A 19181-nucleotide genomic window follows, 5' to 3' on the forward strand; every position below is an offset into this window, starting at 1 on the left:
GGCTAGTCTGCCGCGAAGGCGCTTCGCGCCCGTGCGTGGTTAGCGAGTCTCTGGACTCGTCAACCACGCACGGGCGGCGGAGCCGCTTACAGGGCCTTGAGTTCCTCGGTGACCTCGGCGACCGACTTCTTCGCGTCCCCGAACAGCATGGAGGTGGTGTCGGCGAAGAACAGCGGGTTGTCGATGCCGGCGAACCCGGAGTTCATCGACCGCTTGAGCACGATCACCGACTTCGACTGATCCACGTTCAGGATCGGCATCCCGTGGATCGGCGACGACGGGTCGTTGCGGGCGGCGGGGTTGGTGACATCGTTCGCACCGATCACCAGGGTGACGTCGGTGCGGGCGAACTCGTCGTTGATGTCGTCCATTTCCTTCATCGCGTCGTACTCGACGTCGGCCTCGGCCAGCAGCACGTTCATGTGCCCGGGCATCCGGCCGGCGACCGGGTGGATGGCGTACTTGACCTCCACCCCCTTCGACTCGAGCAGCTTGGCCATGTCCTTGACCGCGTGCTGGGCCTGCGCGACCGCCAACCCGTACCCGGGGACCACGATCACCTGGTTGGCGTACGCCATCTGGATCGCCGCGTCCGCCGCCGAGGTGGACTTCGCCGTCTTGGCGGCGCCGTCCCCGACCGCCGCCGCGACGCCGCCGCCACCGAACCCGCCGGCCACGATCGCCGGGATGGACCGGTTCATCGCCTTCGCCATCAGGTTGGTCAGGATCGAACCCGACGCACCGACGATCATGCCGGCCACGATCATCGCCTGATTGTTCAAGGCCAGGCCGGCGGCCGCCGCGGACAGACCCGTGAGCGCGTTGAGCAGGGAGATCACCACCGGCATGTCGGCGCCGCCGATCGGCAGCACCACCATCAACCCGAGCACCGCCGCCAGCACCAGCACCCCCACGATCCACCACTGGCTGGTGGGTCCGGTCGGGTCGATCGCCTTGATCCCGATGGCCACCGCGAGCGCGACGGCCCCGATCAGCAGCACCGCATTGAGGGGCTGCTGCAACCGGCCGATGCCGATCGGCCGGCCGGGCAGGGTTTCCTGCAGCTTGAGGAACGCGATCACCGAACCCCAGAACGAGATCGACCCGATGATCGCCGCGAACAACGACGCGATGACGATGTGCACCGTCGGCGACTCACCGTGCTGAAAGGCGGTGAACCCGTCCGAGTCGAGGAATTCGGCGTACGCGATCAGGGCGACGGTGCCGCCGCCGACCCCGTTGAACAGGGCCACCAGCTGCGGCATCGCGGTCATCTTCGTCCGCAACGCCGGCGGCACCCCCAGCACCACACCGATCACCAGACCGGCGACGATCAGCACCCAGTTGGAGGTGTCCCGGATCGCGATCAACGTGGCGACCACCGCGACACCCATCCCGACCGCGGCGATCTGGTTGCCGCGGACCGCGGTCTTCGGGCCGGTCAGGCCCATCAGACCGTAGATGAACATCGCGAACGCCACGATGTACAAAACGTTGACCAAATACTCCATTACTTGTCCCCACCCTTCTCAGCAGCAACGGCGGGGGCGGCGGGCTTGGACTTGAACATCGCCAGCATCCGGTCGGTGACCACGAAACCACCGACCACGTTGATCGTTCCGAACACCAGGGCCACGAACAGGATCACCTGCAGACCCCACGGCGGGTTCTCGACCTTGCCGAGCACCACCAGCGCGCCGAGCACGACGATGCCGTGGATGGCGTTCGTGCCCGACATCAGCGGGGTGTGCAACGTGTTCGGGACCTTGGAGATCACCGCGAACCCGACGAACCCGGACAGCACCAGGATCGCGATGTTCGCCAACAATTCGGTATACATTACCGATCTCCCTCTTCGATTTTCGTGTCCAGTTCGATCGGCGTGCCATACGAGAAATCGAAGTGGGCGTAGTTGTCGCATGGTGTGAAGATTCGGTGCAGGAACGCCGTCACGGACGTTGTGCACCTCTCGAGGATCATCGACAACATCAGTGTCCCTCCGGGTCTCGGGTGACGCAGGACGCGGCGAGGACCTCGTCCGAGAAATCGGGGGCCAGCGCCCCGTCGACGAGCATCAGCTCGAGCAGCGCGGAGATGTTCTTCGAGTACAGCTCCGAGGCGTGCTCGGGCATGCTCGCGGGCAGGTTCAGCGGCGAGCAGATCGTCACCCCGTGCTTGACCACGGTCTGACCGGGCTCGGTGAGCTCGCAGTTACCGCCGGTCTCCCCGGCCAGGTCGACCACCACGGATCCGGGCTTCATACCCTCCACCGCGGCCGCGGTCACCAACCGCGGTGCCGGACGGCCCGGCACCAGGGCGGTGGTAATGACCACGTCGAAGCCCTTGATCGCATCCTCGAGCGCCTGCTGCTGCTGCGCGCGTTCGGCCTCGGTGAGCTCGCGGGCGTAGCCGCCCTCACCGGCGGCGTCGATCCCCAGATCGAGCCACTGGGCACCGACCGAGCGGACCTGGTCGGCGACCTCCGGGCGCACGTCGTAGCCGGTGGCCCGGCCGCCGAGACGCTTCGCCGTGGCCAGGGCCTGCAGGCCGGCGACACCGACGCCGAGGACCAGCACCGTCGCCGGCTTGACGGTGCCCGCAGCGGTGGTGAGCATCGGGAAGAACCGGGTCGACTCCGACGCCGCGAGCAGCACCGACTTGTACCCGGACACGTTCGCCTGCGACGACAACGCGTCCATCACCTGGGCGCGGGAGATCCGCGGGATCGCCTCGACCGCGAACGCCGCCACCCCGGCCGACTTCAGCGCGGCGACCTGATTGTCCTGATTGCGGGGGGCGAGGAACCCGATCAGAATCTGCCCGGCATGCAACCGGCCCACTTCCTCGTCCGACGGCGGCGCGACCTTGACGATCACGTCCGCCGACCACGGGTCGGCGATCTTCGCCCCCGCCTCGGTGTACAACTCGTCCGGGATCAGCGCGCCCAACCCGGCACCCGACTCGACCACCACGTCGACGCCCTTGGCGATCAACGACGCCACGATCTTCGGCACCAACGCCACCCGATGCTCACCGTCGTTCGACTCCCGAACGACGCCGATCGTCGGGGGTGGCAATGCCACACTTCGCGATATATCCATTTGTCGACTTCCTGCGGTAGATGGTGTGTGTGCCGCGACGAGCGACACCGATGTGCGAGATCCACTCCGACGCTGCTGCTTTCCGTTCTGCAGCCTCTAGATCGGCAGGCGTACGAGTTCGCTCAAGACTGTGCGATGCACGCTCGGCGTGCCGAATGCGATCTGGTCGGCCTTGGCGCGCTTGAGGTAGAGGTGTGCCGGATACTCCCACGTCATACCAGGCCGAGGCCGCCGAGTCCGAGGGGGAAGTGCACCCAGGAAAGCCCGGCGTCGAAGCGGGCCCTCTGGAACTCGCGAGGTTCGGTGGACCGAGGGGGAAAGGCTGTGGCGAGCTCCGCGATTCGTGCGCGGACCTCACGGTGAGTGGTGCTCTCAGCGGTCATGCCCGTGGCCCGCCGGCGACGTAGACCACCTGACCGGAGACGAACCCGGATTCCTCGCGGGCGAAGAACGACACGGTCGCCGCGATGTCCTCCGGTTGGCCGACCCGGCCCACCGGGATGTCCGCGACGCCCATCGCCTTGAAGTCTTCGAACGACATACCCATCCGCTCCGCGGTGGCGACGGTCATCTCGGTCTCGATGAACCCGGGAGCAATCGCGTTCGCGGTCACGCCGAACTTGCCGAGCTCGAGCGCCAGCGTCTTGGTCAAACCCTGCATACCGGCCTTGGCCGCCGCGTAGTTGGCTTGGCCCCGGTTGCCCAGCGCCGACGTGCTCGAGAGGTTGACGATCCGGCCCCACCCGGCGTCGACCATGTATTTCTGCGTCGCGCGGGTCATCAGGAATGCGCCGCGCAGGTGAACGGTCATCACCGCATCCCAGTCCTGGGTCGTCATTTTGAACAGTAGATTGTCGCGGGTGATGCCGGCGTTGTTCACCAGGACCGTCGGGGCACCCAGCTCCTCGACAACCCGGTCGACGGCCTGCGTCACCCCCTGCTCGTCACCGACGTCGACGCCGACTGCGAGGGCGCGACCCCCGGCCTTCTCGATCTCCTCCACCACCGGCTTACCGGCAGCTTCCTCGAGGTCGAATATGGCGACGGCAAATCCGTCGCGGCTCAGCCGTTTCGCCACGCCGGCGCCGATTCCGCGCGCGGCTCCCGTCACGATGGCGGTGCGCTGATCAGACATGTCTCGCTCCTTGTCATTGCTGAAGAAATGTGGGAGCCGGAAGGCTCGCGAGGGTGAGAACAGACGTTGTGACGCAGTGCTATTCGGCTCCCGCGGTCAACGTCAGGCCGCCGTCGACGACGATGGTCTGCCCGGTGATCCACGCGGCGTCGTCGGAGAGCAGGAAGGCGACTGCGCTACCGATGTCCTGCGGCACACCGAGCCGTTTGAGCGGGTAGGCGGCGATGACCTCGTTTTCCCTGCCCTCGTACAGGGCCGTCGCGAACTGAGTCTTGACCACCGCCGGAGCGACCGCGTTGACGCGTAGATCCGGGCCGAGTTCGACGGCCAGCTGGGCGGTGAGATGTGCCAGCATCGCCTTGGTGGCGCCGTAGAACCCGATGCCCGGTGCGGGCTGTATTCCGGCCACCGACGAAATGTTCACCACGGACCCACCGTGTTCGCCCATCCAGGCGTTGTGGGCCTGCTGCACCCAGGACAGTGCCGCGAGGCAGTTGACCTCGACGATCTTGCGGGCCGCGTCCAAGTCCAGTTCGACCATAGGCCCGTATACGGGGTTGATTCCGGTGTTGTTGACGAGCAGGTCGACACTCCCGAACGTGTCCATCGCCCGCTTGACAGTCTCTGTCTGGTGATCGATGTCGTCGCTCCTGCCCGCCACCGCGAGCGCGTACTCGGGGCCGCCCAGTGCCGCGACTGCCTCGACGAGCGCATCCTGTTTGCGGGCGGTGATCACCACCTTCGCGCCCTCTGCCACGAGTCGCTCGGCGATGCCGAGTCCGATTCCCCGGCTCGCTCCGGTGACGATCGCGACCTTGTTGCCCAATCGTGTGTTCATCTCGCATGCTCCGGTTCTCTGGAATTCGCGTTCGCCTCGGCGCGCGAACTGGTTCTGTTGTCGGGTTCAGCTCAGCCGCTCGAGCGCCATCGCCATACCTCGACCGCCGCCGACGCACACTGGCGTGATGCAGAACTGTTTAATTTGGTGGACAAGGGAATTGATCGATGTTCCGGCAACTCGTGTGCCGGTCGTGCCGAAGGGGTGGCCGAGGCGGACGCGCCGCCACCGGTCGAGACGATCCGCGCAAGCGGGGTGAGATCTCGTTGCTGTGCCTTGGTGTCGCTCATCACCGCCGCGGCGCCGGCTCCGTCGTTGAGTGGGCAGACGCGATCCGATGCCCGCCTGTGTGCCCGAGTGGCCGCACAGGCGGGCATCGGAAGGGTCACGCCCCGACGTTGACGAGCTGTTTGCCGAAGTTTCCGCCGGTGAGCATCGCGATGAATGCCTTGGGTGCGCTGTCCAGGCCTTCCGCGATGTCCTCCTGGTACTTGATCTTTCCCTCTGCAAGCCAGCCGGACAGTTCGGCGATCGCGGTGGGCCAGTAGTCGCGGTGCTCGGCGATCACGAAGGAATGGACCGTGACCCGATGCATCAACAGGTGGCGTAGGCCCCTGAGACCGTACGGCTCGTCGGCGTTGTAGTCACTGATGTTGCCGCACAGCGAGATGCGTGCATGGTCGTTGATACGCCCGAGCACGGCGTCGAGTACGGGACCCCCGACGTTCTCGAACAGGACGTCGACGTAGTCGGGCGTCGCGGCCGCGAGCTGCTTCTCGAAGTCTGGGGACTTGTAATCGATGCAGGCATCGAAGCCGAGTTCGTCGACGACGTACCGGCACTTCTCGGCCCCGCCGGCGATACCGACCACTCGGCAGCCCTTGATCTTGGCGATCTGTCCGACGACACCGCCGACCGCACCGGAGGCCGCCGTCACGACGACGGTCTCGCCGGGCGTGGGCTTGGCGAGCTCGAGGAGACCATAATGCGCTGTGGCTCCGGTCATTCCGAGAACGCTGAGCGCGGTCGACGCGGGGCCGGCGTTCCGGTCGATGACACGGACCACGTCCTTGGTCACCACACCGTGGGTCTGCCACCCGAGAGAGCACGCCACGACGGTGCCCTGTGGCAGCTCGGGTTCGTTGCTCTCGATCACCTCGGCGATGGTGGCACCCGGCATGACGTCGCCTGGGTTCAGGTGCGGTACGTAGGAGCGCACCGGGTCCATCATCGGCCGCATGTACGGGTCCAGCGACAGGTACAGAACCTTCACGAGGGCCTGCCCGTCGCCGGGCCGCGGCAGGTCCGTCTCCTCGACGGCGAAGTCGTCCTCGCTGACCATGGCGGCGGGGTGCCGCCGCATCGTGACCTTCGTGTTACGCCCGGTCATCTCACGCCCCCATCCCACGCAGCAGCGCCTCGGCGTTGCGGTACATGTAGGCATCGAGCGCCGCGTCGTCGATGTCGAGTTTCAGGGTCTCGTGCACCGATTCCTCGACACCGCAGAACGAGTAGGCCGAGGCGTAGACGAACCGGTTCGGCAGCCAGTTGATGCCCTGGGTGTAGCCCTGTCCGCCCGGGGCGAACGCGTACACGTCCGGGGACACGAACACGTTGTGAATGCCCGTCGCCTCGCTCTTGAACGCTAGTGCGATCGCCTCGTTGACGTAGGGGAAGCAGCCGTGGCCCAGGATGACCGGCATGGTGGGGTGGCGCTTGGCCACCCGGTCGAAACGAACGGGATCGGTGTGGCTGATGTCGGGTCCCGCCAGCGGCCCGGTCATGAACAGCAGCGGCACACCGAGTTCGGCGATCTTCTCGTAGATCGGGAAGATCCGCTCGTCGTCGGCGTACATGGGCTCGCGTGCCAGGCCGGGCTCCATGCAGACACCGACGAGGCCGTATTCCTTCATCGCGGTGTCGAGCCCGGCGATGATCTCCTCGGTGGGCTTGTCGAAGTCGATGCCCGCGATTCCCAGGACCCGGTTGTCGGTGCGCTGCGTCAGTTCGGCCAGGTCGGCGTCCTCGATATGCACCGGCACAGGGCGATTCACCGAATGGCGACCGTTCATCACGCCGAGTCGGACGCCGACGGCGTCCATCTCGTCGATCAGCGCACGCAGTGCGCGTTCCTCGGCCTGGGGGAAGGGGTCGGTGCTGATCGTGTAGGAGCGGGGCACGCTATGGCCGAGAATGCGGTTGACCGAGCCCACCACGGTGGGGGTGAAGAAGTTGCGGTAGGGGCCGGTGGGGGGCCGCAGACGGAAGTCGATGATCTTGCCCTGGAGTCGGGCGAGACGTTCTGCAGACGAAGCACTCATGACTGTCTCCTGAAGTCGGATTCATGAACGGGGCCGGAAAAAGTGGCCCGCTGGCTAGCAGAATACTCGAATTTTGATTAATGTCGACATCAATTCCTCAATCGAGTCGAAGGAGCAGCCCATGCGAGCAGCGCGTGCAGTCCCCCATCCCGACGGCGGCAAGGTCGCCGTCCTCGACGTCCCCACGCCCACCCCCGGCCCCGATCAGGTGCTGGTGAAGGTGAAAGCCGCCGGGCTCAACCGTGGAGAGATCCTGCAGGCAGGCCGGGTGCGCACCGGCGAGCCGCAACCGATCGGGGTCGAGTTCGCAGGCGAGGTGGCCGCGGTCGGCGCCGGTGTGACCCAGTGGCGCGAAGGCGACCGGGTGATGGGGCACGGGAACGGCGGGCAGGCGGAGTACGCGTCGGCCGCGTCGCGCGCCCTGATGCGCGTCCCGGACTCCGTCTCCTGGGCCGATGCCGCGGCCTTCCCGAACGTGTTCATCACCGCGCATGACGCGCTGATCACCAACGGGCAGTTGCACACTGGCGAAACGGTGCTCGTCAACGCCGCATCGAGCGGCATCGGGCTGGCCTCGATCCAGATCGCACGGGTAATGGGCGCGTCCCGGATCGTCGCCACGTCCCGTTCGGCAGGCAAGGTGGAGCGGCTGAAGTCGATGGGCGTCGACTGCGCAATCGACGTCTCCGCCACCGGCCAGGTCGACGCCGTCACCGATTTCACCGGGGGCCGCGGCGTCGACGTCATCGTCGACTCGGTCGGCGGGACCGCGTTCGAAGCCAATCTCGAGTCCCTCGCCGTTCAGGGACGACTGGTCAACATCGGCCGGTTGGGGTCGAGCACCGCCACCATCGATCTCAACGCGCTGTGGCTGAAACGGTTGAAGCTCATCGGGGTAACGTTTCGCACCCGCACCGAGGAGGAGCGGCTGGCGTGTGTGCAGGCCTGCGCCCGGGACCTGCTCGCGCCGCTCGAAGCCGGCACGATCAGTCCGATCATCGACCGGACGTACCGGCTCGACGAGATCGCGGCGGCCCATGCCTACATGCAGACCGACCAGCATTTCGGCAAGATCGTCCTGCTGGTCGACGACGCACTCGCGGACGCATCGTGAGGACCGCATCCCATGTGGAGAAGTTCCAGCGGCTCACCGACCTGCGCACTCGGTTGGACCCGCTCGAACACTTCGAGCTGTGGTACTGGACCACCCTCACCGCCGGCACCAACGCCTACAACGCCTGCCTGCACCTCGCCGGCCTGACCAGCGACGACCCGGTCTTCTCCACCATTCCCGGCGTTCACCTGGCGCCGCAGCCCGACGGTGGTTACGCGCGCGTTCTGCGAGGCCCGGGCGACGTCAGCCACGTCGGGTGGCCCCCGATCGAGGGTGAGATTCCCGAGGACATCCAGTGCCTGGAAATCGCTCTCGAGGCGCTCGAGGAACACCGGGACCCGTGCCTGCGCGGTGAGCGCCGCCCCACCCGGTACATCGTCGGCGAATGCGAGCGCGAATTCGAACGCGTGCAGGCGATCCTCTTCGCGAGGGCCGGAGTGAAGGAGACGGTGTCGTGAGGGCAGAACGCCACCGCTTCCTCGCGGAGCGCATCGAGCGGGCGGTAGTGCACTGCGGCGACCGCGACTGGGAGATGAAGATCGAGGCCGCAATGCTCGCCGGCACCCACTGGGCGAACTACGCCCTGCACAACCACGGCGTCTCCCCCGAGGACGAGGACATCGTGCACACGTCCATGCTGGTCGTGAACACACTCCGCAAATACTCCATCGTCGAGCCCGACCTGCTCCGCGCCCTCGGTGACATCGAAGAACTCCGCCCCCTCTTCGTCCGGGGCGACGTGGACGGAGGCGCCGACGCCGCACAGCAGGCACTCGCCCTACTCTCCGAAATCTCCGCGCGCGCCCTCGAATCCGAACTGCCGACAACCAGGAGGCTCCCGTGAACGGTCTGATGATGCACCAGCCCCTGTTGGTCTCCTCTCTCCTGACCCACGCCGAACGCCACCACGGCCGGCAGGAAATCGTCTCTCGGCGGGTCGAAGGCGACCTCCACCGCTACACCTTCAGCGACCTCGCCGCCCGGTCACGGCAGCTGGCCCAGGCGCTCGAGGCGCTCGGTGTCCAACCGGGAACCCGGATCGCCACCCTGGCCTGGAACGGATATCGGCACCTCGAGCTCTACTACGGGGTCTCCGGGTCCGGTGCCGTCCTCCACACCCTCAACCCCCGCCTGCACCCCGACCAGCTCGAGTGGATCGTCTCCGACGCCGAGGACACGGTGCTCTTCTTCGACCTCACATTCCTGCCCGTCATCGAGGAACTCGCGCCGCGTCTGACCAGTGTGCGGCACTTCGTGCTGATGTCGGACCGCGACCACCTGCCCGATCCGGCCGGCCCGATCCTGGCCTACGAGGACCTCCTGATGGCACAGGACGGAATGTACGACTGGCCCGAGTTCGACGAGGCCGCCGCATCCTCGCTGTGCTACACGAGCGGAACCACCGGAAACCCCAAGGGTGTCCTGTACAGCCACCGATCCACGGTCCTGCACTCCTTCGCGGTCGCCCTGCCCGATTCGGTCGGCCTGTCCGCACGCGACACTGTGTTGCCGATCGTGCCGATGTTTCACGTCAACGCCTGGGGCCTCCCCTACGCCGCGTGCATGGTCGGCGCGAAGGTGGTCTTTCCGGGGCCCGACCTCGACGGCGGGGCGCTGTACGACTTGCAGGAAACCGAGCAGGTCACGGTGTCGGCAAGCGTGCCCACCGTCTGGCAGGGACAACTCCAGTTCGTGAAACGACGGCACCTGCGGTTCACCACGCTGCGACGCGCCGTCATCGGCGGTGCAGCGTGTCCCCCCGCGATTCTCCGCGAACTCGAGGAGACCCATGGCGTCACGGTCGTCCACGGATGGGGCATGACCGAGACCAGCCCGTTCGGTACCGCCTCGGTCCTGAAGAACACGCACCTTCAGGCGAAGCCCGAGGAACGGTACGCCGTGCAGGGCAAGCAGGGACGATGCGTCTTCGGGATGGATCTGAAAATCGTCGACGACACCGGCCGTGAACTCGCATGGGACGGGGTGTCCGCGGGTCACCTGATGGCCCGCGGTCTCTGGGTCATGTCGCACTATTTCGGACAGGCCGACAACGACCCGCTCGTCGACGGCTGGTTCCCCACCGGTGACATCGCAACCATCGACCCGGATGGATTCATGCAGATCACCGACCGCAGCAAGGACGTCATCAAGTCGGGCGGCGAATGGATCAGTTCCATCGAGATCGAGAACATCGCGATGGGCCACCCGGATATCACTACCGCGGCCTGCATCGGCGTACGGCATCCCAAGTGGGACGAGCGTCCCCTACTGGTCGCAGTACGGAAACGCGGCTCCGACGTCTCCGCCGAGGAACTGCGCGCCCACTTCGAAGGCAAGATGGCCAAATGGTGGATCCCCGACGGCGTCGTCTTCACCGATTCGATTCCCATGGGTGCGACCGGCAAGATGCTCAAGGCGCCACTGCGGGAACGTTTCCAGGACTACCTGATCGACGTGGGCCCGGATGCGGCACAACTCCCCAGCTCCCCGTGACGACACTGCTCGAGACGGGTGCGGCGATATGGCGATAGTCTGAGGGGACGTCGTCGAGAGGCTGATCAGATGCTCCCAGGGGTTCACAGGGACGGATAGCACGGTGACGGCCGACGATCCCCTCCGAACTCAGCGCGCCACAGACTCCGCGATCACGGACGAACTGCGCGCGGCTGGGTTCGATGACGCCCGGGAGAGCGGGCGCGGAGGCTTCGGGGTGGTGTACCGCTGCACCCAGTCCGCACTGGACCGTGCGGTGGCGGTGAAGGTTCTCACCGGCGATCTCGACGACGAGGACCGGGCCAGATTCCTCCGGGAGCAGCGAGCGATGGGCCGGCTGACCGGGCATCCGAATGTCGTGAGTGTGCTCGAAGTCGGCGTCACCGAGAGCGGTCTCCCCTTCCTGGTGATGCCGTACCACCCGCAGGATTCCATCGATGTGCGGATCCGCCGGCACGGCCCGCTCACGATGGCGGAGACGCTGCGGCTGGGGGTGAAGATGGCCGGCGCCCTCGAGACGGCGCACCGGTTCGGCATCGTTCACCGCGACGTCAAACCCGGCAACATCCTGCTCACCGACTACGGCGAACCGGCGCTGACCGACTTCGGAATCGCGCACATCACCGGCGGTTTCCAGACCGCCACCGGCACCATCACCGGATCACCGGCCTTCACCGCCCCGGAGGTCCTCGGTGGCGACCCGCCGAGTCCGTCGTCGGACGTATACGGGCTGGGGGCGACGCTGTTTGCGGCGCTGACCGGGCACGCGGCGTTCGAGCGCCGGAGCGGTGAGCAGGTGGTCGCACAGTTCCTGCGGATCACCACGCAACCGACGCCGGACCTGAGTGAAGCCGGTATCGATGCCGACGTGGCCGCCGTGGTGGAACGCGCGATGTCCCGGGATCCGCGGGAGCGTCCCTCCGCGGCGACGCTGGGCGAAGTCCTACAGGAAATCCAGTTCAATCGCGGTATCCCGATCGACGAGATGTCTCTCCGGTCCGAACCCGACGCCGAGCGAGACACGAGGCGCCCGGCACGACCGTCGACAGGGCGATCACCCACCGATCAGCCTCCGCCCCCTTCAACCTCGGGTACCGACGGGGATCTCCCGCTGGATTTGACGAGTTTCGTCGGCCGGCGAAAGGAACTCAGCGAGGCGAAGCGACTGCTCTCGGCGTCACGGCTGGTCACCTTGACCGGGATCGGTGGGGTCGGCAAAACCCGGCTGGCGCTACGGGTCGCGGCCAACACGCAGCGGGCATTCGCCGATGGAGTTCGGCTGGTCGAATTGGGTGACCTGCACGACGGATCGTTGTTGGGAGAAGTCGTGGCGACCGAGTTGGGATTACGCCACCGCTCACCGAAACCTTTGCACACCCTCGTGGAATTCCTGCGTACACGGGAAATGCTGCTGGTGCTCGACAACTGCGAGCAGGTAGTGGACGCTGCGGCGGACCTGGCGCAGACGCTACTGCGGACCTGCCCCGGTCTGCGGGTTCTCGCAACAAGTCGCGAAACCCTGGACGTCGCCGGAGAATCCGCACTCCGAGTGCGCCCCTTGACAGTTCCGGATTCGGACAAGGAACCCACACTGAAGGGCCTGCCCAGCTACGACGCGGTGACGTTGTTCGCCGAACGCGCCGCCACCACGGTGCCCGGCTTCGAGGTCACCGAGGACAACGCCGACGCCGTCGCCCGAATCTGCATCCGGCTGGACGGTCTGCCCCTGGCCATCGAATTGGCGGCGGCCCGACTGCGCACCATGTCGCCGGAACAGATCCTGCAACGGTTGACCAACCGGTACGAGCTGCTGACCCGCGGGAGTCGGAGTGCGCCAACACGTCAGCAGACCTTGCGTTGGAGCATCGACTGGAGCTACGACCTGTGCCTCCCGGCAGAACAGCAGCTCTGGGCCCAGCTGTCGGTCTTCGCCGGCAGCTTCGAACTCGAAGCCGCCGAATGGGTGTACGCGGACGACGCGGAACCAGGCGATCTGCTCGATCTCATTGCGTCGCTGGTGGACAAGTCGATCCTCATCCGCGAGGAGGCGAGGGCTGTTGTGCGTTTTCGGATGCTCGAAACGCTGCGTGACTACGGCCGGGACAAGCTCGAGCAGGCCGGCACCTTGTCGGAGATCCGACGACGGCACCGTATCTGGTATCGGCAGCTTGCCCTCGACGCTGAGTCCGGGTGGATCAGCCACCGACAGGTCGTCTGGCTCGCTCGCCTCGACCGAGAACAACCCAACCTGCGCGAAGCGATGGAGTTCAGCCTGTCCCAGGCCGATGAGTCCTCGGCCGACGCGGGGCTGGAGATCGCCACCGCTCTGTTTCCGTTCTGGCTCTCCCGTGGACGGCTCCGCGAAGGCCGCCGCTGGCTCGACCGCGCGCTGGCGTTCCAGGATGAACACGACACCGCGCTCCGAGTGAAGGCACTGTATTCGGCCGGTGTTCTCGCCACCCGACACGAAGATCTGGAGCGGGCAGCTGCGCTGATAGATCGAGGGCGTGCGCTGGCCGAGAGCCGGGGAAGTGCCCTCGATCGCGCACTCATGCATCACGCCACCGCAGCTCACGCGCTGCACAGCGGCAATCCGGATCGCGCCGTGCGCTCGTACACCGAGGCCCTGACAGTCCTGCGCGGCGGGAACAACCTCCTTGCGCACATCACGGCCTTGCACGGGATCGGGTTGGCCCACGAGGTACTCGGGCACACCGAGGACGCCACCGCGTGCCTCGAAGAGGCGATCCGGATTGCCGAATCCCATGGCGAATCGGTGACCTGCGGACGCTCGTCCCTGACCCTGGGCCTGGTGATGTGGAGAAAGGGTGACCGCGATCGCGCCGTGATGCTGCTGCGGAAGGGACTCGAGCTGGCCCGCCTGGTCGACGATCCGTTGGGGGCCACCTGGTGCATCGAGATTCTTGCCTGGATCTCGTCCTCCGAGAAGGATTTCCACCGTGCCGCAGTCCTGATGGCCGCCGCTGAGGTACTACGACGGCGCGTGGGCACCTCCTCTTCAGATCCCGAACTTGACCGGATCTCATGAGGAATGCGAGCTCATCACGCGCCGCGCACTGGGTCAACGGCCCTTCACGGCTGCCTCTCACGAGGGCGAGGCGCTGAGTTTCGACGCCGCCGTGTCCTACGCCCTGGGCGAACCTGCACCGGTCGCACCGCCGCGCGTCGATCCCGCTACGGCTCTGACCACACGTGAACGCCAGGTCGCAGACCTGGTCGCCCGGGGCCTGACCAACAAGGCGATCGCCGCCCGCCTCGTGATCTCCCAACGCACTGCGCAGGGCCACGTCGAACACATTCTCGCGAAACTCGGATTCTCCTCCCGAACGCAGATCGCGGCCTGGGTCACGGAACAGGCCGGTGCCCGGGGCTAGCCGCGGTCGGTTGTCCGCTGAGCCCGCCAACAGCTGGGGCTGACCCCGAAGTGCCCGCGGACCATCGTGAGAAGTTGCTCAGCGCCGAGAACGCCGAGAACGCCGCGGATCCGGCGTATGAGCACCGTGGGGTTCGGGCTCGCCGTCGCGGCGTATCTCGTGCTGCGGTTCGAGATCAGTGCTGCTCGGGGGTGACGACCCCGACGAGTTGTTCCGCGTCGGAACCGTCGGCGGGCGATTCCGCGGGCGCCGTGACGGTGTCGAGGCGTTCGGCGTTGGTCCGGCTGCGTCGGCGGAACTCGTACCCGATCAGGATGAAGGCCAGAGTCACCACACTCAGCCAGAACTGCGAACGGGTGGTGGGGAGAACGGCCATCGCGGCGATCACGGCTCCCATCAGGGCGATGGTCGCGTAGCTGAGCCAGGGGAACAGCCACATCTTCAGGCTGAGGGCCTCGGGATCTCGAGCCTCCAGTTTCCTGCGGAGCGCGACCTGGGAGATCGCGATCATGAGGTAGACGAAGAGCGCCACGGCGCCGTACGAGTTGACCAGGAACGAGAACACGAGATCCGGGGAGACGAACGCCGCGATCACCGACGCATAGCCGATCACCGTTCCGGCGAGGATCGCGCGCCGGGGCACACCACCGCCGGACAGGCGGGTGAACATGTGCGGGGCGTCGCCGTTGCGGGTGAGGGCGAACAGCATCCGCGAGGAGGTGTACAGCGCCGAGTTCAGGCAGGACAGGACCGCGGTGAGGATGACGACGTTCATGATCGTGGCGACCCCGGGAATGTGCAGGGCGGAGAGCGCTGCGGCGTAGGGGCTGACTCCGACGGCCTCCGTGCTCCACGGCACCACCGCGACGACCACGAAGATGGAACCGACGTAGAAGGTGATGATCCGGACCACGATGGAGCGCATCGCCCGGGCGACCGCCTTCTTGGGTTCCGCGGATTCGGCCGCTGCGATGGTCACGATCTCGGCACCGGTGAAGAAGGCCACGCAGGGGACGACCGCGGCGAGCACTGCGCCCCAGCCGAGCGGAGCGAATCCGCCGTGGCTGACGAGGTTCGCCACTCCGGGGGTCGAGTCCGGCCACAGACCGGTGATCCACAGTGCGCCCAACCCGAGGAAGAGGACGATCGCGATCACCTTGATCGACGAGAACCAGTATTCGAATTCGCCGAACGAACGTGCTGACACGAGATTTGTGCAGGTCAGGATCACGAGAAGGCCGAGGCTGAGGATCCACAGCGGCGCGGACGGGAGGTAGAGCTGGAGTATTCGGCCGCCGGCGATGGCTTCGACCGCGACGACGATGACGAAGAAATACCAGTACATCCAGCCGACCGAGAAGCCGGCGCGATTGCCGAGCGCTTCCCTGGCGTACACGTAGAACGAGCCGACCACCGGCCGGGCCACCGCCATCTCCGCCAGCATCCGCATGATCAGGAGTGTGATGACCCCCGCGATGAGAAACGACACGATCGCCGCCGGGCCTGCGCTCTCGATGACGACGCCGCTGCCGACGAACAATCCGGCACCGATCACGCCGCCCAGGGCGATGAGGTTCATGTGCCGTTTCTTCAGGCCCTTTCCGAGGCCGGAGTCCTGGGATTGGACCGGGGGTGGTGTTGAAGTCACGTTTTCCTCCACTGTGCGCTGACCGGAATCGTCAGGTCGCCATCGCGATCCGGGGTCGGATCGTCGGCGGTTGGAACGGAGAACAGTGCCGGCGGAGATACGGGAGACGATCCACCGCGAACTGAACTGTTGATGTGATGCACAACACTGTATGGAGGGTCTGGTGGGCAGCACAGTGCCAGTTCGACGGCACGTCTGAGGACCAGTTCGTTACCACTGGTCACAGGGTATGGGTGTTCTCGGGGTCTCCCGGGTGCACACCGCAGTCGGGGGTTCCAGATGTGCCGTGAAACCGCGCCGCCGGGCCATGCGTACGCCGCCCTCTTCGTGAAGATCGCTGTCATCCCAGGTCAGAACGCATTCCCCGGCGGCGATTCCGCTGTCGAACTGGCCCCTACGCTTGCGAGGCAACTGGCTCTGGGCGAGCTCCGGCACCAGTCGTAGTGTGAGGTGAACACTCGAATAAGTGATGTGGATCACACATAATTTAGTCGCTGAACCGGTGGGTGCCCGCATCGACGTACGACCGACGAGGTCTGTCAGGCGAGGGCCCCTCGCAGCGCCTTCTGGAGGAAATGTGGACAGTACTGCTCCCGGACATACCGACAGTTCAGGTCTCGGCAAGGGCCTGAAACGCAGGCACATGAATCTCATCGCCCTGGGTGGGGTGATCGGCGCCGGTCTCTTCGTGGGCAGCGGTGTCGTCATCGGCGGCGCCGGTCCCGGCGCCATCATCTCCTTCCTCATCGCAGGCATCATCACGTTGCTGATCATGCGGATGCTGGCGGAGATGGCGGTGGCCCGGCCGGTGGTCGGATCGTTCTACGTCTACGCTCGCCAGGCCCTGGGGCGTCGCGCCGGGTTCGCGACGGGGTGGATGTACTGGTATTTCTTCGTCATCGTCGTCGCGGTCGAAGCCATCGCCGGCGGCCGGATCCTGCAACTCTGGCTGCCGATGATCCCGCTGTGGCTCCTGAGCCTGGGCCTGATGCTCCTGCTGACCGCCACCAACATGGTGTCCGCCCGCTCCTACGGCGAGTTCGAGTACTGGTTCTCGTCGATCAAGGTCGTGGCGATCGTTCTGTTTCTCGGGATGGGCGCCCTCTGGATCACCGGGCTGTGGCCCGACTCGACGCCCGGACTCGGCAACCTCGTGAACCACGGCGGCTTCACCCCGCTCGGCTGGGGTGCGGTGCTCGCCGCGGTCGTCCCCTGCGTGGCCTTCTACACGGGAGCCGAGATCGTGACGATCGCGGCGGCCGAGTCGGAGGAGCCGAAGCGTGCTGTCGCCCACGCCATGCGGTCGATCGTGGTCCGGATCGTGACGTTCTACGTCGGTTCGATTCTCGTGGTCGTCACGATCCAACCGTGGAACACCGAAAGCGTGGGGGTGAGCCCGTACGCCGCGGTGCTCGAGGTCCTCGGAATTCCCGGTGTCGCGACGATCATGAACTTCATCGTCCTCACGGCCGTCCTGTCCTGCCTCAACTCGGCGCTGTACACCACGTCCCGAATGTTGTTCGCGCTCACCCGCAACGGTGACGCCCCGAAGTTCTTCACGACGCTGTCCCGGAACGGCGTGCCCCGACGTGCGATCCTGCTCGGCACCACCGTCGGATACGTGTCCGTCGCCTGCACGTACGTGTGGGGCGACGTCGTCTTCGGCTTCCTCGTCAACTCGTACGGCGCCGTCGCGCTCTTCGTCTACCTCCTGATCGCCATCTCCCAGGTGGTCCTCCGCCGGAGACTCGAGCGTGAAGACCCTGCCGCACTGCAACTCCGGATGTGGTTGTTCCCGTGGCTCAGCTACGCCACCATCGCCCTGATGGCCACCGTCATCCTCGCGATGGCGTTCCTGCCGACCACCCGCTCCCAGTTCCTCATGAGCGGTCTGACGTTGATCGTCATCCTGATCAGCTACGAGGTGCGGAAGTTGCTCGGCAAGGGCGGTCGCGACGACGAATCACTGTCCGGTGCTCCACCGATCGGTTCCGCGGACGAGTCGGTCGCGGAGGCCGAGAAGCGCATCGAGTCCGTGGAGACGCTCGGCGGCTCGGACATCGAACTGCTGGCCGCGGCGCAACAGAAGCCGAACCCCCATCGTCACCAGAGGAGACACTCGTGAACACTTCCGCCGTCGGTACGGCCCGCGTCAAGCGTGGCATGGCCGAGATGTTGAAGGGCGGGGTCATCATGGACGTCGTCACACCCGATCAGGCGAAGATCGCCGAGGATGCCGGTGCGGTCGCGGTGATGGCGCTCGAGCGGGTGCCCGCGGACATCCGCGCGCAGGGTGGGGTGTCCCGGATGAGCGATCCGGACATGATCGACGGCATCATCTCCGCGGTGTCGATCCCGGTGATGGCCAAGGCCCGGATCGGGCACTTCGTGGAGGCGCAGATCCTGCAGTCCCTCGGCGTCGATTACGTCGACGAGTCCGAGGTGCTGACCCCGGCCGACTACGCCAACCACATCGACAAGTGGCAGTTCACCGTCCCGTTCGTCTGTGGTGCCACCAATCTCGGTGAGGCGCTGCGCCGGATCACCGAGGGTGCGGCGATGATCCGGTCCAAGGGTGAGGCCGGTACCGGTGACGTGTCCAACGCGACCACGCACATGCGGACGATCGGTGGGGAGATCCGCCGGTTGACCTCGCTGAGCGAGGACGAGCTGTATGTGGCGGCGAAGGAGCTGCAGGCCCCGTACGACCTGGTCGTCGAGGTCGCCAAGGCCGGGAAGTTGCCGGTCACGATGTTCACCGCCGGTGGTATCGCGACCCCGGCGGATGCGGCGATGATGATGCAGCTCGGTGCGGAGGGTGTGTTCGTCGGGTCGGGCATCTTCAAGTCCGGGAACCCGGCCGAGCGGGCCGCGGCGATCGTGAAGGCGACCACGTTCTTCGACGACCCGGACGTGCTGGCGAAGGTCTCCCGCGGGCTGGGTGAGGCGATGGTCGGGATCAACGTCGACGACATCCCCGTCCCGCACCGGCTCGCCGAACGCGGCTGGTGACGTACTGAACTCTGCTCGTCCGAAACACTGCTCGTCCGAAACACTGCTCGTCCGAAACACTGCTCGTCCGAAACACTGTGGGCCGGTTCTGCTGTCGTGCAGCAGAACCGGCCCACAGCTTTCG

The 19181-nt window shown here is 66.2% G+C and carries 14 protein-coding genes and 3 pseudogenes; 7 read left to right on the forward strand and 10 right to left on the reverse strand.

Annotation, left to right across the window (positions count from 1 at the left end):
* Positions 1-86: 86 nt before the first annotated feature.
* The 9 genes and pseudogenes from WKC72_RS04445 to WKC72_RS04485 form a co-directional block, all read right to left on the reverse strand.
* Entirely contained in the window at positions 87-1511 is a 1425-nt protein-coding gene (locus WKC72_RS04445; RefSeq protein ID WP_370181850.1) for an NAD(P)(+) transhydrogenase (Re/Si-specific) subunit beta, read from the reverse strand.
* Positions 1511-1840, reverse strand: coding sequence for an NAD(P) transhydrogenase subunit alpha (locus WKC72_RS04450; protein WP_370181851.1), 330 nt, complete (start codon positions 1838-1840; stop codon positions 1511-1513). Before WKC72_RS04450 ends, WKC72_RS04445 begins: the two co-directional genes overlap by 1 nt.
* A gap of 148 nt (positions 1841-1988) precedes the next feature.
* On the reverse strand, positions 1989-3101 hold the full coding sequence (locus WKC72_RS04455) for a Re/Si-specific NAD(P)(+) transhydrogenase subunit alpha (protein WP_370181852.1): 1113 nt from the start codon (positions 3099-3101) through the stop codon (positions 1989-1991).
* A gap of 96 nt (positions 3102-3197) precedes the next feature.
* A pseudogene (locus WKC72_RS04460) lies at positions 3198-3320 on the reverse strand (acyl-CoA dehydrogenase); the annotation flags it as partial.
* 160 nt (positions 3321-3480) lie between these two features.
* Entirely contained in the window at positions 3481-4236 is a 756-nt protein-coding gene (gene fabG / locus WKC72_RS04465) for a 3-oxoacyl-ACP reductase FabG (RefSeq protein WP_037241141.1), read from the reverse strand.
* Between the two features lie 79 nt (positions 4237-4315).
* Positions 4316-5074 carry an SDR family oxidoreductase gene (locus tag WKC72_RS04470; RefSeq protein WP_112300035.1) on the reverse strand — a complete coding sequence of 253 codons (759 nt, stop codon included), beginning with the start codon at positions 5072-5074 and terminating at the stop codon, positions 4316-4318.
* 66 nt (positions 5075-5140) lie between these two features.
* A pseudogene (locus WKC72_RS04475) lies at positions 5141-5400 on the reverse strand (hypothetical protein); the annotation flags it as partial.
* 59 nt (positions 5401-5459) lie between these two features.
* Positions 5460-6464 (reverse strand): NADP-dependent oxidoreductase, encoded by a 1005-nt coding sequence (locus WKC72_RS04480; protein WP_370181853.1) that lies wholly within the window; start codon positions 6462-6464, stop codon positions 5460-5462.
* A gap of 1 nt (position 6465) precedes the next feature.
* A complete protein-coding gene (locus tag WKC72_RS04485) occupies positions 6466-7395 on the reverse strand; it encodes an amidohydrolase family protein (RefSeq protein ID WP_025432790.1) in 930 nt (309 codons plus the stop codon).
* A 121-nt stretch (positions 7396-7516) separates the two neighbouring features.
* Between WKC72_RS04485 and WKC72_RS04490 the strand changes: the two genes are divergently transcribed.
* The 5 genes and pseudogenes from WKC72_RS04490 to WKC72_RS04510 all read left to right on the forward strand — a co-directional run bounded on the left by WKC72_RS04490 (position 7517) and on the right by WKC72_RS04510 (position 14397).
* Positions 7517-8509 (forward strand): zinc-binding dehydrogenase, encoded by a 993-nt coding sequence (locus WKC72_RS04490; protein WP_370181854.1) that lies wholly within the window; start codon positions 7517-7519, stop codon positions 8507-8509.
* Complete coding sequence (locus WKC72_RS04495; RefSeq protein WP_112300032.1) at positions 8506-8967, forward strand: hypothetical protein; 462 nt, start codon at positions 8506-8508, stop codon at positions 8965-8967. Before WKC72_RS04490 ends, WKC72_RS04495 begins: the two co-directional genes overlap by 4 nt.
* Positions 8964-9353, forward strand: a complete 390-nt coding sequence (locus WKC72_RS04500) for a hypothetical protein (RefSeq protein ID WP_128640559.1) — start codon at positions 8964-8966, stop codon at positions 9351-9353. The genes WKC72_RS04495 and WKC72_RS04500 overlap by 4 nt, the downstream gene beginning before the upstream one ends.
* Positions 9350-11002 carry a 3-(methylthio)propionyl-CoA ligase gene (locus WKC72_RS04505; RefSeq protein ID WP_370181855.1) on the forward strand — a complete coding sequence of 551 codons (1653 nt, stop codon included), beginning with the start codon at positions 9350-9352 and terminating at the stop codon, positions 11000-11002. Before WKC72_RS04500 ends, WKC72_RS04505 begins: the two co-directional genes overlap by 4 nt.
* A gap of 103 nt (positions 11003-11105) precedes the next feature.
* Positions 11106-14397: pseudogene (locus tag WKC72_RS04510) on the forward strand (protein kinase).
* Positions 14398-14572: 175 nt separating this feature from the next.
* Here the strand turns inward: WKC72_RS04510 and WKC72_RS04515 are convergent.
* Complete coding sequence (locus WKC72_RS04515; RefSeq protein ID WP_245973524.1) at positions 14573-15976, reverse strand: amino acid permease; 1404 nt, start codon at positions 15974-15976, stop codon at positions 14573-14575.
* Positions 15977-16622: 646 nt separating this feature from the next.
* Here WKC72_RS04515 and WKC72_RS04520 point away from each other — a divergent pair.
* The gene (locus WKC72_RS04520; protein ID WP_112300029.1) at positions 16623-18170 is read left to right on the forward strand and encodes an amino acid permease; all 1548 of its coding nucleotides are present in this window, start codon (positions 16623-16625) and stop codon (positions 18168-18170) included.
* Positions 18167-19057 (forward strand): pyridoxal 5'-phosphate synthase lyase subunit PdxS, encoded by an 891-nt coding sequence (gene pdxS, locus WKC72_RS04525; protein ID WP_112300028.1) that lies wholly within the window; start codon positions 18167-18169, stop codon positions 19055-19057. Before WKC72_RS04520 ends, pdxS begins: the two co-directional genes overlap by 4 nt.
* Positions 19058-19181 lie beyond the last annotated feature (124 nt).

The sequence above is a fragment of the Rhodococcus wratislaviensis genome, from assembly GCF_041228765.1.
Lineage (GTDB): Bacteria > Actinomycetota > Actinomycetes > Mycobacteriales > Mycobacteriaceae > Rhodococcus_F > Rhodococcus_F wratislaviensis.

What these genes read in the sequence shown, in the direction of transcription:
- WKC72_RS04515 (WP_245973524.1), bottom strand. Translation starts at nt 15,976, where the DNA reads ATGAACCTCATCGCCCTGGGCGGCGTGATCGGTGCCGGATTGTTCGTC.
- WKC72_RS04480 (WP_370181853.1), bottom strand. Translation starts at nt 6,464, where the DNA reads ATGACCGGGCGTAACACGAAGGTCACGATGCGGCGGCACCCCGCCGCC.
- WKC72_RS04470 (WP_112300035.1), bottom strand. Translation starts at nt 5,074, where the DNA reads ATGAACACACGATTGGGCAACAAGGTCGCGATCGTCACCGGAGCGAGC.
- WKC72_RS04445 (WP_370181850.1), bottom strand. Translation starts at nt 1,511, where the DNA reads ATGGAGTATTTGGTCAACGTTTTGTACATCGTGGCGTTCGCGATGTTC.
- WKC72_RS04490 (WP_370181854.1), top strand. Translation starts at nt 7,517, where the DNA reads ATGCGAGCAGCGCGTGCAGTCCCCCATCCCGACGGCGGCAAGGTCGCC.
- WKC72_RS04455 (WP_370181852.1), bottom strand. Translation starts at nt 3,101, where the DNA reads ATGGATATATCGCGAAGTGTGGCATTGCCACCCCCGACGATCGGCGTC.
- fabG (WP_037241141.1), bottom strand. Translation starts at nt 4,236, where the DNA reads ATGTCTGATCAGCGCACCGCCATCGTGACGGGAGCCGCGCGCGGAATC.
- WKC72_RS04485 (WP_025432790.1), bottom strand. Translation starts at nt 7,395, where the DNA reads ATGAGTGCTTCGTCTGCAGAACGTCTCGCCCGACTCCAGGGCAAGATC.
- WKC72_RS04450 (WP_370181851.1), bottom strand. Translation starts at nt 1,840, where the DNA reads ATGTATACCGAATTGTTGGCGAACATCGCGATCCTGGTGCTGTCCGGG.